The 14,886-nt window shown below is 61.4% G+C and carries 12 protein-coding genes; 5 read left to right on the top strand and 7 right to left on the bottom strand.

The genetic code is table 11. The features are described 5' to 3' along the window. The first annotated feature begins 176 nt into the window (after positions 1 to 176). The 5 genes from ACLB1Z_RS20075 (at position 177) to ACLB1Z_RS20055 (ending at position 8,348) form a co-directional block, all read left to right on the top strand. Complete coding sequence (locus ACLB1Z_RS20075) at positions 177 to 3,479, top strand: DUF2126 domain-containing protein (protein WP_409561417.1); 3,303 nt, start codon at positions 177 to 179, stop codon at positions 3,477 to 3,479. A gap of 142 nt (positions 3,480 to 3,621) precedes the next feature. Further along, a complete protein-coding gene (locus tag ACLB1Z_RS20070; protein WP_409561416.1) occupies positions 3,622 to 6,192 on the top strand; it encodes a circularly permuted type 2 ATP-grasp protein in 2,571 nt (856 codons plus the stop codon). Next, positions 6,189 to 7,079 (top strand): transglutaminase N-terminal domain-containing protein, encoded by an 891-nt coding sequence (locus tag ACLB1Z_RS20065; protein WP_409561415.1) that lies wholly within the window; start codon positions 6,189 to 6,191, stop codon positions 7,077 to 7,079. The genes ACLB1Z_RS20070 and ACLB1Z_RS20065 overlap by 4 nt, the downstream gene beginning before the upstream one ends. A 112-nt stretch (positions 7,080 to 7,191) precedes the next feature. Next, positions 7,192 to 7,773 (top strand): cytochrome b, encoded by a 582-nt coding sequence (locus tag ACLB1Z_RS20060; RefSeq protein WP_409561414.1) that lies wholly within the window; start codon positions 7,192 to 7,194, stop codon positions 7,771 to 7,773. Beyond that, positions 7,770 to 8,348 carry a YceI family protein gene (locus tag ACLB1Z_RS20055; RefSeq protein ID WP_409561413.1) on the top strand — a complete coding sequence of 193 codons (579 nt, stop codon included), beginning with the start codon at positions 7,770 to 7,772 and terminating at the stop codon, positions 8,346 to 8,348. The genes ACLB1Z_RS20060 and ACLB1Z_RS20055 overlap by 4 nt, the downstream gene beginning before the upstream one ends. A 10-nt stretch (positions 8,349 to 8,358) precedes the next feature. Here the strand turns inward: ACLB1Z_RS20055 and ACLB1Z_RS20050 are convergent, their stop codons facing one another. The 7 genes from ACLB1Z_RS20050 to ACLB1Z_RS20020 all read right to left on the bottom strand — a co-directional run bounded on the left by ACLB1Z_RS20050 (position 8,359) and on the right by ACLB1Z_RS20020 (position 14,885). After that, entirely contained in the window at positions 8,359 to 9,339 is a 981-nt protein-coding gene (locus ACLB1Z_RS20050) for a beta-ketoacyl-ACP synthase III (RefSeq protein ID WP_409561412.1), read from the bottom strand. Further along, complete coding sequence (locus ACLB1Z_RS20045) at positions 9,336 to 10,595, bottom strand: adenosylmethionine--8-amino-7-oxononanoate transaminase (RefSeq protein ID WP_409561411.1); 1,260 nt, start codon at positions 10,593 to 10,595, stop codon at positions 9,336 to 9,338. Before ACLB1Z_RS20045 ends, ACLB1Z_RS20050 begins: the two co-directional genes overlap by 4 nt. Continuing rightward, positions 10,592 to 11,239, bottom strand: a complete 648-nt coding sequence (gene bioD / locus ACLB1Z_RS20040) for a dethiobiotin synthase (protein WP_409561410.1) — start codon at positions 11,237 to 11,239, stop codon at positions 10,592 to 10,594. Before bioD ends, ACLB1Z_RS20045 begins: the two co-directional genes overlap by 4 nt. Then, positions 11,236 to 12,369: an 8-amino-7-oxononanoate synthase gene (locus ACLB1Z_RS20035; RefSeq protein WP_409561409.1), complete on the bottom strand. Its 1,134-nt coding sequence runs from the start codon at positions 12,367 to 12,369 to the stop codon at positions 11,236 to 11,238. The genes bioD and ACLB1Z_RS20035 overlap by 4 nt, the downstream gene beginning before the upstream one ends. After that, on the bottom strand, positions 12,353 to 13,423 hold the full coding sequence (gene bioB / locus ACLB1Z_RS20030) for a biotin synthase BioB (RefSeq protein ID WP_409561408.1): 1,071 nt from the start codon (positions 13,421 to 13,423) through the stop codon (positions 12,353 to 12,355). The genes ACLB1Z_RS20035 and bioB overlap by 17 nt, the downstream gene beginning before the upstream one ends. Before the next feature lie 134 nt (positions 13,424 to 13,557). Then, positions 13,558 to 14,010, bottom strand: coding sequence for a DUF1178 family protein (locus tag ACLB1Z_RS20025; RefSeq protein WP_013950034.1), 453 nt, complete (start codon positions 14,008 to 14,010; stop codon positions 13,558 to 13,560). Next, a complete protein-coding gene (locus ACLB1Z_RS20020; RefSeq protein WP_409561407.1) occupies positions 14,007 to 14,885 on the bottom strand; it encodes a carbon-nitrogen hydrolase family protein in 879 nt (292 codons plus the stop codon). The genes ACLB1Z_RS20025 and ACLB1Z_RS20020 overlap by 4 nt, the downstream gene beginning before the upstream one ends. Between the last annotated feature and the right edge of the window lies 1 nt (position 14,886).

The following is a 14,886-nucleotide window of genomic DNA, read 5'->3' as shown; positions in this document are numbered from 1 at the left end:
CAATTCTTCAGCATTCTGCCCAAACGTCCAGCAGAATTTTAGGCTGCGCAGTTTTTAGGCTGCACCAAGCTTGTACCACATCTATCGGACCGCTAACGCAGGTAGACGTATTTCGTTGCCAAGCGCTCGTCTGACGGGCGTCCATCGCGAGATCAAACAGGGATAATGCCTCATCCATGGTCCTCCACGTCGCGCTGACCCATAAAACGAGCTACCGCTACGATCGAGGTGTCAACATGGGGCCGCAAGTCGTGAGGCTCCGTCCGGCGCCGCACTGCCGAACCCCCATTCTCAGCTATTCGCTGACCATCACGCCCAAGACGCATTTTCTCAATTGGCAACAGGATCCATTCGGCAATTTCCTGGCGCGCGTCGTGATGCCGGAGGAGACGACGGAATTTTCCGTCACGGTCGACCTCGTCGCCGACATGGCGGTAATCAATCCGTTCGATTTCTTCATCGAGGAAGCCGCCAAGGACTGGCCGTTCACCTATGACGACCACCTGAAGCAGGAGCTCGCGCCCTATCTCGTTCCGGACGCCGTTGGCCCGAAACTCAAGCGCTATCTCGAAAAGGTCAGTACCAAACCGCAGACGACGATTGATTTCATCTGCGATCTCAATCGCATGGTGCAAGGCGACGTCGGCTATCTGATCCGCATGGAGCCCGGCGTCCAGACGCCCGAGCAGACGCTGTCAAATGCTTCAGGCTCCTGCCGTGACAGCGCCTGGCTGCTGACGCAGATCATGCGCAACGTCGGCCTCGCCGCGCGTTTCGTCTCCGGCTACCTGATCCAGCTGAAGCCCGACGTGAAGCCGCTCGACGGCCCTGCCGGCACCGATACCGATTTCACCGATCTGCATGCTTGGTGTGAGGTCTACATCCCCGGCGCTGGCTGGATCGGCCTCGATGCGACCTCAGGCCTTCTCGCAGGCGAAGGCCATATCCCGTTGGCTGCCACGCCGCATCCCATCAGCGCTGCGCCGATCACCGGCAGTCACACCAAGGCCGAGGTCGAATTCGACTTCGTGATGGCGGTGACGCGCATTCGCGAAACCCCGCGCGTCACGAAGCCCTACGACGACGAAACCTGGAAGACGATCGTCGAAACCGGAAAAGCCGTCGACGAGCGCCTGACGAAAGGCGACGTTCGCCTCAGCATGGGCGGCGAGCCAACGTTCGTTTCGGCGGACGACATGGAAGGCGCAGAGTGGAACACGGCTGCTGTTGGGCCGACCAAACGCCGCTATGCCGACGAACTCGTTCGCCGTTTGCAGCAACGGTTCGCACCAGGCGCGATGCTGCATTATGGCCAGGGCAAATGGTATCCTGGCGAGCAACTGCCGCGCTGGGCTTTTGCGCTCTACTGGCGGGGCGACGGCCAGCCACTCTGGGAAAATCAGGATTTGATCGTCAGCGAAAGCGTCGCCCGCCCGGCGATGCCGGAAGACGCTGACAAGCTGATGCGCGGTGTGTGTAGGCAACTCGGCCTGCCCGAAGACAGCGCCATGCCGGCTTATGAAGACCCGGCGCACTTTCTTCTGGTGGAACGAAAACTGCCGATCAATGTCACGGCTGAGGACAATAAACTCGAAGACCCGGCTGAGCGTGCCCGCATCGCCCGCGTATTCGATCGCGGTCTTGGCGCGGTCGCGAGTTATGTGCTGCCGATCCAGGCGTGGCAAACAGCCGATAGAGGCCGCCGCTGGGTCACCGAGCGCTGGGCGCTCCGGCGCGATCACCTTTTCCTCATTCCTGGCGATTCACCGGCAGGGTTCCGCCTTCCCCTGCAGTCGTTTCCGATCGTCTCTCCGCTCGACTATCCGCATGTGATCGAGCGCGATCCGATGGGCCCGAACCGGCCGCTTCCTGAACGCACAATCCTTTTGCAGCAGCGCCGCGTTGTGACGCTCGAAGCACCGCCCGTAAGCCAGCAAGCTAGCGTCGCGCCGGAAATATCGGGATCGGTCCGCACGGCCTTGGCGATCGAGCCGCGCGGCAACGCCGTCTGCGTGTTCATGCCGCCGCTTTACGATGCCGAAGACTACGCCGCGCTGGTCGCGGCTGTCGAAGAGGCCGCCAAGCAGACCGGCGTGCCAGTGCAGATCGAAGGCTACAATCCGCCGCCAGACGCGCGCCTCAATGTGATCAAGGTGACACCGGACCCAGGCGTCATCGAAGTCAACATTCATCCTTCGACGAGTTGGGAAAGCTCGGTCGCGATCACGACAGCCCTTTACGAGGAAGCGCACAACGCTCGTCTCAGCGCCGAAAAGTTCATGCTCGATGGCCGCCACACCGGAACCGGCGGCGGCAATCATATCGTGCTTGGCGGCATCACGCCCGCCGACAGTCCGTTCCTGCGCCGCCCCGATCTGTTGGCATCGGTCGTCACCTACTGGCAGAACCATCCGGCGCTGTCGTACTTCTTCTCCGGCATGTTCATCGGTCCGACGAGCCAGGCGCCGCGCACCGACGAAGCACGCCACGAGTCGCTCTACGAGCTTGAGATTGCGCTTTCGCAGGTGCCGAATCCGGGAATGGGCCACATCCCACCGTGGCTGGTGGACCGCCTGTTCCGCAACCTGCTGATCGACGTTACCGGCAACACTCACCGCGCTGAGATCTGCATCGACAAGCTCTACTCGCCGGATGGGCCGACGGGCCGCCTGGGCCTCGTCGAGTTCCGCTCGTTTGAAATGCCCCCGCACGCCCGCATGAGCCTGGCGCAGCAACTTTTGCTCCGCGCCTTGATCGTTATGTTCTGGGAGAAACCCTACCGCCAGAAGCTCGTTCGTTGGGGTACAGCGCTGCACGATCGTTTCATGCTGCCGCACTACATCTGGGCCGATCTTTCATCCGTCGTCACCGACCTCAAAGAGGCGGGGCTACCGATCGAACTCGAATGGTTCCGCCCGCATTTCGAATTCCGCTTCCCGCTTTTCGGCACCATCACCGCTGACAACTTGACCTTGGAGCTGCGTCAGGCTTTGGAGCCATGGCACGTCCTCGGCGAGGAAAGCACTGCGGGCGGCACAGCCCGATACGTCGATTCTTCACTCGAGCGTGTCGAGGTGAAGGTTAAGGGACAGACTGGCGACCGCCACGTCGTGACCTGTAACGGCCGGCCTCTGCCGCTTACCGGCACGGGAAACTGGGGCGAAGCCGTCGCAGGCGTTCGCTACCGCGCCTGGTGGCCGCCGTCCGCGCTTCATCCGACCATTCCGCCGCACGTGCCGCTGACGTTCGACGTCGTCGATACTTGGTCCGGCCGCTCGATTGCGGGCTGCCGCTACCATGTCGCCCACCCCGGCGGCCGCAACTTCGAGGTGTTTCCGATCAACGCCTACGAAGCCGAGGGCCGCCGCCTCGCCCGTTTCGACGCCGAAGGTCATACGGCAGGTCCGATGCACGTCAGGTCAGAGAGCGTTAACCCGGATTACCCGGCGACCCTCGATCTTCGGCGCAATCCGGGCTGAAAATCGCCATCGGAAACGTTTCCACAGCGGTTCCCCTCCGCATTTGCCGCAGAGCCTCGCTTGCGGACGGCGATTCGGCACATGATAGTGTGTGTCGTTCAATCGGTGATTTGGGGGACCGTCGCGGCGTGGACCAGTCGGAATGACGACAGCAGCGGCAATGAAAGCAGAGCCATTGTTCAACCTTTTGAGCGCCTACCGGCGCCAGGAGGTTTCAGGATTTGACGAGCTGCTGGAAGACGGCGGGGCGATCCGCGAGCACTGGCGTCCGCTGCTCGATGGCTTGGCGCAGCTGACCGACGCCGAACGCGAGTTGCGCTCAGCGCGCCTCGCCCGCCGGGTTCGCGAAACGGGCATCGCCTACGATATTTTCGCCGACCCCAACACGTCAGCACAGCGCTGGTCTCTTGATCTTCTCCCTGTCGTCATTTCGGCGGGCGAATGGCGGGGCCTCGAACGCGCCCTCATTCAGCGTGCACGGTTGTTTGACGCCATTCTGAATGATGTCTACGGCGACCAGAATTTGGTCCGCCAGGGTCTCATTCCCGCCGAACTGCTATTCTCCGATCCGGCCTATCTCGTCCCCTGCAAAGGCGTGCTGCCGAATGCGGGCGGGCTGATGTTCTATGCCGCCGATCTCGCGCGGGGCGAGGATGGCCAGTGGCGCGTCATCGACAACCACACCGAGACGCTGGCCGGCATTGGCTTCACGCTCGCCAATCGCGTCGTTCATACCCACGTCGCGGGCGATATCTTCAAGGACTGCAACGCCCGTCGCTTGGCGCCCTATTTCCAAGAGCTGCAATCAACGCTGACGCTCCACAGCGGTCGCGAAAACGCGCGCATCGCGCTGCTGACGCCGGGACCGCATCACGAAGACTATTTCTCGCACGCCTATCTCGCTCGTTACCTCGGTTATCTGATCGTCGAAGGCCATGATCTCAAAACCAGAAATTCCCAGGTCTATCTCAAGACGCTCGAAGGACTGAAGGAACTCGATCTGATCGTGCGCTGCATCAGCGGCAAATCGAGCGATCCGCTGGAGCTTGATCCGACGGGTTTCATCGGTCCATCCGGTTTGCTCAGGGTTTGCCGGAAGTCGCCGCATCTCGTCGTCAACGCCATCGGGACCGCGCTGGCGCAAAACCGTGGTCTTGGCCCCTATCTGCCGCAACTCGCGCAGCATATTCTCGGTGAAGACCTTCAGCTCCATGACGCGCATCGCCGCTGGCTCGGCAATGCCGACGCCCGTCAAGAGCTGTTTGCGTACCCCGAACGCTTCACCATCCGCAAGGCGCAGGAAGGAACCGGTAGACCGGGGCAGGCCGCACTGGGTTGGGAAGCGCGGGCGCTCTCGACATCGGAACGCGAAAAGATGCGGCACGAAATTGCGTTGCATGGCGCGACGCTCGTCGCCGAAGAAAAGATCGGGTTCAGTTCGTCCCCAGTCTACGCCGACGGCGGCCTTGTCCCCAAGCCGTTCGCAATACGCGTTTACATCTCCCGCACTTCGTCAGGCGAATATCAGGTGATGCCCGGTGGCCTTGCGATGTGCGTCGCTCCGGGCCGTGCCGTTGCACTAAGCGCCCCTGACGGGCAGACACGAGACGTTTGGGTGATCGGCGAAGGCGAACAGGCGCCGCACATCAGTCTCTGGCGCCCAACCCTCGCGACCGCGCGGGTCGAGAGATCGCAACGCGTTATCCAAAGCCGCGTCGCCGACGACCTCTTTTGGCTTGGCCGATACAGCGAACGAGCCGACTGGACGATGCGCGTGCTGCGCGGCGCGCTACGTCGCGTGGAAGAAGACAGCGGGCCAGATACTGGCCAGCGTGCCGCACGCAAATGTCTTGAGGTGCTCCTCGGCAAAGACCTGAGCTCCGTTATCGGCAGTCGCGAAACGCCGCCTGACGATGAAATCGAGCGTCTGTGCCGCCGCCTCATCACGACGGGCCTCGGTTCGCGCACGCTCGAACGCACGCTCGACGGGCTCTATCGGGTTGCGCACCTTGTCCGTGACCGCCTCTCGCTTGAAGCCTGGCAGACTTTGAGCAAATTCCGCGGCGGTGAGCCTTGGCGCAAAGCTCTCAACTCGGCCCACCCCGTCGAAATTCTCGATCTACTGGATGAGGGCATCACCGCCGTCGCGGCATTCAACGGTTTTATGCATGAGAACATGACCCGCAACTTCGGCTGGTCGTTCCTCGACATGGGACGGCGCATCGAACGCGCGCAAAATCTCAGCGAAGCTATTCTGACGCTCTTCATCCCGGTGTCCGATCCGGAAGAGACGTCGAGCAGCCTGCTGCTGCTGCTCGAACTCGCGGACAGCTTTATCACCTATCGCTCGCGCTATCGACTCGATCCGATGCTGCCGTTGGTCTTGGATTTGCTGTTGCTCGACGAGACAAATCCGCGAAGCCTTGCCTATCAGCTCTCAGCCATCGCGCGCCATCTCGAAAGCCTGCCGGATTCGTCACAAGGAGCGGGTTTACCCGACGACCGCCGTCTTATCATTGCGCTTCTGACATCGATCCGTCTGGCCGACGTCGAAGCCATGGCAAAAGAAGAAACAGCCAAGACGCTCGAAAGCCTGCTGATGGATCAGCTCGACATGCTGCCTGAGCTATCCAATGCGATCTCGCGCCGCTACTTCAACGTTCTCGATGAAGCGCCCCACCGGACGCACACGAGGGTTGGTCCCTCGATATGATCTTCGATATCGTCCATAAGACGCACTACCGCTACCGGTCGACCGTGGTGCAATCGTTGCACCTTGTGCACATGTCGCCGCGCGCGATGCCTGGGCAGATCGTTCGCAATCACAGTCTGCTCGTCGAGCCTGCGCCGGCATCGCGACAGGAGCGCATCGACACATTCGGCAACGTTGAAGTCGTTCTCGATATCGAGGAACCGCATCAGGAGCTGGTGCTGCTCGCACGCAGCACCGTCGAGAAATCGCTGCCGCCGCCCGTCGATCTGACCGCAACGACGCCGTGGGATGCGCTCGATCCGTGTCTGCACGAAGCGGCACAGCAGCGCGATGTCGATATTTTGATGTACCGCTGCGCCTCGCGCTTGACGACGCCGACATTGGAAATCGCCGACTATGCAGCTTTCTCGTTCACGCCGATGCGGCCGGTCCTCGAAGGCGCGATGGATTTCGTCATGCGGATTTACAACGATTTCAAATTCGATCCGCATGCCACCGATGTGTCAACGCCGGTCACGCAGGTCTTCGCCATGCGTCGCGGCGTCTGTCAGGATTTCGCGCATCTGGCACTCGCGGGTTTGCGCGCGCTTCGCATTCCGTCGCGCTACGTCAGCGGCTATCTCCACACCCATCCGCCTGTGGGACGTCCAAAGCTGCAAGGCGCCGATGCTTCGCACGCGTGGATCTCGGTCTGGTCGCCGGAATACGGCTGGGTTGGTCTCGATCCGACCAATGGCATCATTGTCCGCGACGAGCACATCACGGTCGCATTCGGCCGCGATTACGATGACGTTAGTCCGATCAGCGGCGTCTTGCGCGGCGGCGGCGAACATGCCGTCAGTGTCAGCGTCGATGTGAACGTGGTCGCCGGCGCAACAGCAGACTGAACCGCCGTCCCGCCGCCCGGTTCCTTTTTTGTGCCCTCTTGAAAGCGCTCGCCTGTGCTTGCATGTGTCGCCCAAGGGGTGATGCGCGCACATCGCGCAAGGCGGGAGCAATATGCACATTCGCGACACATTGGACGGTTACGGGCTTATTTCGCGCCTGTTTCATTGGTTTATGGCTGTTGCGATCGTCGCCATGTTCGCCCTCGGCCTCTGGATGGTCGGACTCGACTATTACAGCCCCTACTACAATTCTGCGCCCGACATTCATCGCAGCGTTGGAATGGTTCTATTATTTGCGCTGATCGTTCGTCTGATCTGGCGCATGGTCAATCCAAAGCCGTCCGGCGCCGAGCTTTCGCCGCTTGAGCGAAAAGCATCGTTCGCAGTGCATTGGGGCTTCTACGTACTGTTATTTGTACTGCTGATCAGCGGCTACCTGATCTCGACGGCGGATGGCGCCCCCGTCAGCGTCTTCGGCTGGTTCGACGTGCCCGCAATTACGAAGCTGCCCGGCCTCGAAACGCCCGCCGGCAATGTACATCGCATTCTCGCGTATGCCGTCATTGCGCTCGCCGTCATTCACGCGCTCGCGGCATTGAAGCATCACATTATCGACAGAAGCGCGATCCTGACCCGCATGTGGTCTGGCCCAAAGAGTTCATCACGCACCTTAGAAAAGGGAAATCAGCAATGAAGGTTAAATACGCAGCGTTCGCCGTATCGTTGGCGGCGGTTGTGATGTCTGCCCCGGCGATGGCTGCCGACTACAAGATCGACACCGACAATGCTCACGCATCGATCACGTTCAAGGTCAACCATCTCGGCTTCAGCTGGATCATCGGCCGCTTCGACAAATTCTCCGGCACGTTCGCGTTCGACGATAAGAACCCCGACGCCTCGAAAGTGAAAGTCGATATCGACACCACCAGTGTCGATACGAACCTTGCTCTGCGCGACAAGCATCTGCGTGGCGCCGACCTTCTCGACACCGACAAATATCCGACCGCCACGTTTGAAAGCACAAGCATCAAATCGACAGGCCCGAACAAGGCAACCGTCACCGGCAATCTCACGCTGCACGGCGTCACCAAGGAAGTCATAATCGATGCCGAGCACGTCGGCGGCGGCAAGGATCCCTGGGGTGGCTATCGCGATGGTTTCACTGGCACGACGAAAATCACGCTCGCTGACTTCGGTATCCTGCGCAATCTCGGGCCCGCGACGAAGGACGTCGAGTTGATCCTCAACATTGAGGGTATCCGTCAGTAACGGCGGAAATCTACCAACGGAAGACGGCGGCGCCGCCGGTCAATCCCGCGCCCGCCGCCGTCATCAACACGACGTCGCCCTGCTTATAGGGCCGCGCTTCGGCCGTCGCCGACAGCGTAAACGGTATCGTCGCGGCCGAGCTGTTGCCGAAGTTCTCGATTGTCGAACGCAGACGGTTAGCAGGAATGTCGAGTCGGTGCGCAATGGTGGTCATCATCCGCGCGTTGGCTTGATGCGGAATAAGGTCGGTCACCGCCGACGGCGCGAGCCCCGCTTTTGCAAGCGAACGTTCAGCGCAGTCCGTCATGATAGCGACGGCGCCCTGATAGACGGCCTTACCGTCCTCCATCATCATCAGCACGTCCTTCGGATCGGTGATCTGGGAAAACGGCATCCTGCTGCCGCCGCCCGGAATCTTGATCAGATCGTAGTACTGACCTTTCGACGCGAGATGCGCGCCGATAACTCCAGCATCGCGACGCTCAGTCGGCGCCAGCAATACCGCGCCGGCCGCATCCGCGAACAGCACGCTACTACCCCGATCGCTTTCATTGATGCGGCGGGAAAGAATATTCGCCGCGATGACGAGCACCGGAATACCCTGCGTGCGCACGAAACTATCGGCAAGCGTCAGCGCGTAAAGAAAACCCGCACATGCGCCCGCCATGTCGATTGCACCCGCATTCGAAAGCCTGAGGCGATGCGCAACAAGCGGCGCTGATGGTGGTAACAAATGATCGGGCGTAGACGTCGCAAGCAGCAGCAACCCGACGTCGTCCCGCGACATGCCGGACCGTGCCAGGGCCATATCACCGGCTTTGATCGCAATATCGGAGAGCGCTTCGCCCTCGGCCGCGTAGCGCCGCGCGTCGATACCGGTGCGCCGTTTGATCCAGCCGGCTTCGAGACCGAGTCGCGCTTCGATCTCGTGGTTCGGCACGACGCGCTCCGGCGCATAATGCCCGTGCCCGACGATGGCGACTCCGCTCATGCCAGCACCTCATCGACGGCCTCGCTGAGGGCATTGTAGACGAATCTAAGTTCGTCCTTCGTCGTGCAATAGGGAGGCATGATATAAACCGTCGAACCCAGCGGGCGAAGCAGGACGCCGCGCTCCAGTAATCGCGCTCTGAGCTTCAAGGCAACGTCAGCCAGATAGCCAGGTTGAAGGTCAGCAAGCTCGAACGCCGAAATCGTTCCGAGCTGCCGCAAGCTCGCAAAGCGCGGATCGGTTTGCAGTTCGTTGAGACACAAAGCCTGATTTTGGGAGAGTGCAAGGATGCGCTCCAGCACGGGCTCGGTCCGCCAGATTTCGAGATTGGCCGCCGCCGCGGCGCAGGCGATCGGATTGGCCGTGTATGAACTAGAATGAAAAAACGTCCGCGACCGATCTTTCGAAAGATGCGCGTCGTAAATCGCAGTCGTCGAGAGCGTCACGGCAAGCGGGATTGAGCCGCCTGTCAGCCCTTTCGCGACGCAAAGGATGTCCGGCGAGATGCCGGCCTGTTCGCACGCGAAAACGGTGCCGGTGCGCCCGAAGCATGTCATGACTTCGTCGGCGATGAACAGCACGTCGTGCGCTTTGCAGATGCGATGCATTTCTTTCAGAGTGTCGGCGTCATAGAACAACATCCCGCCCGCGCCGAGCACTAGAGGCTCGCAGATAAAGGCCGCCACGTCGCCTTTGCGGCATGCGATCTCGAGCGCATCGAACGTCGGCTGCGCGTGATGCGGTTTCGGATAGGGGATGCGGCCGACCTCGAATAAAAGTGGCTCGTAGGCCGCGTTGAACACTCCGCGCGCACCCGCCGACATCGTGCCGATGGTATCGCCGTGATAGCCGTGTTCAAGCGCCAGAATGCGCGTGCGCTTGGCGCCGATATTTTTCCAGTAGCCGAGCGCCATTTTCAGCGCCACCTCAACCGACGTCGAGCCGCTGTCGGAAAAGAAAACGTGCGACAGCCCCGGCGGCACGATTTTCAACAATCCCGCCGCGACGGCCTCCGCCGGCGCGTGCGTGAAGCCCGCGAAAATCACCTGATCCAGCGCCTCCGCCTGCTCTCGCATTGACGCGATGATTTTCGGATACCGGTGCCCGTGCGTGATAACCCACCACGACGACACGCCGTCGAAGATTCGTTGCCCATCGTCGGCTTCGAGCCACGCGCCTTCAGCGGCCCGAATGCGGCGCATATCGGGTTCGAGCGCATGTTGCGTGAACGGATGCCAGATCGGTGACGCGGTCATGGGCCGACCGCCCCGATGTCGAGGACGTCGGCAACGGAGAAATTCTCGGCGAATGCGCGTTGCAGGCTGTAGGCGTCGAGCTTGGCAAGCCGTGGGAGGCGGCCCAGGCGCCGAACGCCTCCAAATGATGTGATCGCTTCTTCGCTATTGCTATTCGCGTCGCCGATGAATGCAACGCCTAGAATAGGAATCGCTCGGCGCTTCAACGCTTCGATCGACAACAACGAATGGTTGATCGTGCCGAGCTTTGTCGATGCGCACAGGATCACGGGAAGACGCCACTGCGCCAAAAGATCGACCTGCAGAAGTCTGCGCGTCAGCGGCACCATCAATCCACCCGCTGTCTCGACAACGAGCGGTGTCGGCAGCCCAAATGGCGATAACTGTCGGGCATCGATCTCGACGCCGTCGATTTCTGCGGCGAAATGCGGCGATGCGGGCGTGTTCAGCCGATAGACTTCCGGCAGGATGTGCGACTGCGCAAGATCGGTCACGCGGCTGACGACATCGGAATCCGTCTCACCTTGAAGGCCCGACTGCACCGGCTTCCAGTAATAGCCGTCGAGCGCGCTCGTCAGCGCCGCGGAAAAAACGGTCTTGCCGACATCCGTGTCGGTGCCGGCGACGACGATGCGGATGGTCATGCTGCATTCTCCGCTTCAGCCGCCGCGAGATCGTCGATGAGGCGCGTAATTTCAAGCTCGGAAACATTGAGCGTAATCGTGAGTCGAAGCCGTGACGTGCCTTCCGGCACGGTCGGCGGACGGATCGCGCGGATGTCGTAACCCCTGGTCTTCATCGCTGTCGCAAGCGCCATCGCCGTGCCATCGCTGCCGATGATCAATGGCTGGATCTGCGAGCCTGAAGCCGCAAAGCGCGTTTTCGTCGTCAGTTCCCGCGCGGCAAACCCGACGAGATCGTGCAAGCGCTGCCGCCGTTGCGGATCGTTGCGGCAAATGTTGAGCGCTGCGCGCACGGCGGCAGCCATCAGCGGCGACGGTGCTGTCGCGTAAATAAAGGCTCTACCGCGATTGACCAGAAAATCGCGAATAGTGCGCGGCGCTATCACAAGTGCGCCCGTCGCGCCCAACGCCTTTCCGCACGTATGCACCGTGACGACGTTTTCGCGGCCTTCGAGATCGGCGGCGAGGCCGCGCCCATCTGGACCGAGCACGCCCGTGGCATGTGCTTCGTCCACGATCAGCATCGCGTCATGACGATCCGCGATCGCCGCGAGCTCAGCGATGGGCGCGCGATCGCCGTCCATGCTGTAGAGGCTCTCGATCGCAATCCACGGCTGCCCGGTGCCGCCGGTCGCGCGCCATGCCGTGATCGCATCGTCAAAACCTTGCGCATCGTTATGGCGCACGGCCTTTGCCTCAGCCTTCGACAGCCGCATGCCTTCATGCGCGCTGGCGTGGATCAACTCATCGTAGACGATGAGATCGCCGCGTGCAGGCAACGTCGAAAAAAGCGCGGTATTGGCAATGAAGCCGCCGCCGAAATAAAGCGCGGTCTCGCCGCCGAAAAAGTGCGCCGCTTCCTGCTCTAAAAGCTCGTGCTCAGCGTGATTACCGCGCAACAGACGCGATCCGCCCGCGCCGACCGGAACGCCGCGCGCAATCGCCGCTTCGATGGCGTCGGCAAGCGCGCGCGATTGCGCCAAGCCGAGATAATCGTTCGACGTGAAGTCCAGTCCGTGCGCGGGTTCTAGCGTTCTCAGACGCCCACGGCGGGAGAGCGCGTCGAGCGCACGCTCATGATTGCCTGGCATCCTGATGTCCCGCGCACGTCGCGGGCTCGTGCTCCGGAGACGTGTCGATATCGAGTTCAAGCGCCGAAAGTCCGAGCTTGGCGAAAAGTTTGCCGTCTTTGTCTTCGCCGGGATTGTCGGCGGTCAGCAGCGTTTCGCCGACGAAAATCGAGTTTGCGCCCGCAAAGAAGCACAACGCCTGCATCTCATCACTCATGTCGGTGCGGCCGGCCGAGAGACGGACGAACGACTTCGGCATCATGATGCGGGCGACCGCGATGGTGCGCACGAAATCGATCGGATCGATCTGTTTTGTATTTTCGAGCGGCGTTCCTGGAATGGCGATCAGCATGTTGATCGGCACGCTCTCGGGATGTTCGTCGAGATTGGCGAGCGTCACCAGCATATCAACGCGGTCCTGGCGCTCTTCGCCCATGCCGACGATGCCGCCCGAGCAAACCTTCATGCCCGCATCGCGAACGCGCGCGAGTGTGTCGAGCCGGTCGGCGTAAGTGCGCGTCGTAATCACCTTGCTGTAATAGGCTTCCGACGTATCGACGTTGTGATTGTAGTAGTCGAGGCCCGCATCGCGTAGCTTGACGATATCGTCATCCGTCAGCATGCCAAGCGTCATGCACGTTTCCATGCCGAGCGCTTTGACGCCCTCGACCATCGCGACGACGACGTCCATGTCGCGACTTTTCGGGCTGCGCCACGCCGCGCCCATGCAATAACGCGTCGCGCCCGCGGCCTTGGCTTTCTTCGCTTCCGAAATAACCCGCTCGACTTCCATCAGCTTCGAGGCTTTGAGGCCGGTCTTGTGATGGGCCGACTGGCTGCAGTACCCGCAGTCTTCCGCGCAGCCGCCGGTCTTGATCGACAGCAGGCGGCTCATCTGGACTTTATTGGGATCGAACGATGTCCGGTGGACACTTTGGGCGCGGAAGAGCAAATCCATGAACGGCAGCTCGTAGAGCGCCAGCGCTTCTTCACTCGTCCAATCGTGACGGATTGCGGGACCGGCGCGGTTGGCAGCGCGCACGGACGGATCGAGACGGGCAACGGTCGAGGTCATTCAGGCGTGATCTCCGCAGGGCGTACTGCCCTATCGGAAGATGTTTGCACCGCTTCCGGCCTGTCTCGCAACCGTCAAAATGCCTCCCTGATCGGCGAACTACGCCGGGAAAAGGGCAAGCATCGGTTCGGTGGTTAATTTAGCTCGTCCGGAGGCGTCGGCAGAATGCCGAACGGCACGCCGTCTTCTGCAAGCTCCTGGGCCTCTTCGAGCGTCGAGCTGCCGCGGATTTGGCGCTCTTCTGTCTCTCCGAAGTGCATTTTACGGGCTTCTTCGGCGAAGCGCGGCCCGACGTCCTCAGTATTGGCAATAATCTTCTGAGCGAAGGCCCTGAGCGCCTCGCGCACCGCAGCGCCGTTGCCGCCACCCCCGGCAGCCGCTGGACTGGCGTCTTGCGTCGATTGTGCTGGGAGCGCCGCACGCTTGGTGACGACCGAAGGTGCCATCGGCAGCTTGCTGACTTCGATCGAACCGCAGTGCGGACAGGCGATTTCACCCGAGCGAGACTGCGCGTCGAAGTCGGCGCTGGCGCGAAACCAGCTCTCGAACTCGTGCCCGGAGGCACATCCTAGAAGATATTTGATCACTGCTCGTGTACCAAGTGCGGCGATTTCGAAGGTGTCGCGACGACGACATCGAAATCACGGTCATGCATCAACGACGGAATTTTCCGCCGGATCTGATCCGCGTAGGCGGCGTCGATATCCGCAGTAATGACCTGGGGATCGACGCCCGCTTCCGCAAGGATTTCGCCCCACGGTGAGATGATAAGGCTATGGCCGAACGTCTCCCGGCCGTTTTCATGCAATCCGCCCTGGCCTGCCGCCAGGATGAACGTGCCCGTCTCGATAGCGCGCGCTTGCAAAAGGGTGTGCCAGTGGGCTTCGCCGGTGGTCCGGGTGAAGGCAGCTGGTCCGGCGATGAACTTGGCCCCCGCCTTGGCGAGAGCCCGATGCAGCGCCGGAAAGCGCAGATCGTAGCAAATCGTCAGGCCGAGCCGGCCCCACGGCAGATCCGCAAGCATTGCGCTTGGACCTGCCTGATAGTTGGCGCTTTCGCTATAGATCTCGCCGCCGCCGAGGTCGACGTCGAACATATGGATCTTGTCGTAGCGCGCCGCGACGTTGCCGTCCGGCGCAATGAGATAGGACCGGTTCGCCAATCGTCCCTCGGCAACCTTGACCGCCATCGAGCCGATGTGCAGCCAGATCTTCTGCTTGCGGGCGGCGTCGGTGAAAGCCTGAAGGGCAGGATTGCTCTGCTCTGGCTTCGTCTCGGCCATCAAGCGCGGCTGGTCGAGTTCCATCAACGTCGTGCATTCCGGCGTCTGGATGTAGACCGCGCCTTTGCTGGCCGCTTCCTTGATGAGCGAAACGGCGTCAGTGACGTTGCGTCCGACGTCACGGCGTGCCCGCATCTGGACGAGCGCCGCGCGAAAAGCCGTCTTGGACCCGGATGCCATC

It is taken from the genome of Hyphomicrobium sp. MC8b (assembly GCF_905067615.1).
In the GTDB taxonomy this organism is placed as follows: Bacteria; Pseudomonadota; Alphaproteobacteria; order Rhizobiales; family Hyphomicrobiaceae; genus Hyphomicrobium_B.
The sequence above is the reverse complement of the archived record's forward strand: the minus strand, read 5'-3'. Positions and strand labels throughout refer to the sequence as shown.

Excerpts from the sequence above, each read along its gene's own strand:
- ACLB1Z_RS20055 (WP_409561413.1), top strand. The coding sequence starts at position 7,770 with ATGAAGGTTAAATACGCAGCGTTCGCCGTATCGTTGGCGGCGGTTGTG.
- ACLB1Z_RS20075 (WP_409561417.1), top strand. The coding sequence starts at position 177 with ATGGTCCTCCACGTCGCGCTGACCCATAAAACGAGCTACCGCTACGAT.
- ACLB1Z_RS20020 (WP_409561407.1), bottom strand. The coding sequence starts at position 14,885 with ATGGCATCCGGGTCCAAGACGGCTTTTCGCGCGGCGCTCGTCCAGATG.
- ACLB1Z_RS20045 (WP_409561411.1), bottom strand. The coding sequence starts at position 10,595 with ATGACCGCGTCACCGATCTGGCATCCGTTCACGCAACATGCGCTCGAA.
- ACLB1Z_RS20070 (WP_409561416.1), top strand. The coding sequence starts at position 3,622 with ATGACGACAGCAGCGGCAATGAAAGCAGAGCCATTGTTCAACCTTTTG.
- ACLB1Z_RS20050 (WP_409561412.1), bottom strand. The coding sequence starts at position 9,339 with ATGAGCGGAGTCGCCATCGTCGGGCACGGGCATTATGCGCCGGAGCGC.
- ACLB1Z_RS20035 (WP_409561409.1), bottom strand. The coding sequence starts at position 12,369 with ATGCCAGGCAATCATGAGCGTGCGCTCGACGCGCTCTCCCGCCGTGGG.
- ACLB1Z_RS20060 (WP_409561414.1), top strand. The coding sequence starts at position 7,192 with ATGCACATTCGCGACACATTGGACGGTTACGGGCTTATTTCGCGCCTG.
- bioB (WP_409561408.1), bottom strand. The coding sequence starts at position 13,423 with ATGACCTCGACCGTTGCCCGTCTCGATCCGTCCGTGCGCGCTGCCAAC.
- bioD (WP_409561410.1), bottom strand. The coding sequence starts at position 11,239 with ATGACCATCCGCATCGTCGTCGCCGGCACCGACACGGATGTCGGCAAG.
- ACLB1Z_RS20065 (WP_409561415.1), top strand. The coding sequence starts at position 6,189 with ATGATCTTCGATATCGTCCATAAGACGCACTACCGCTACCGGTCGACC.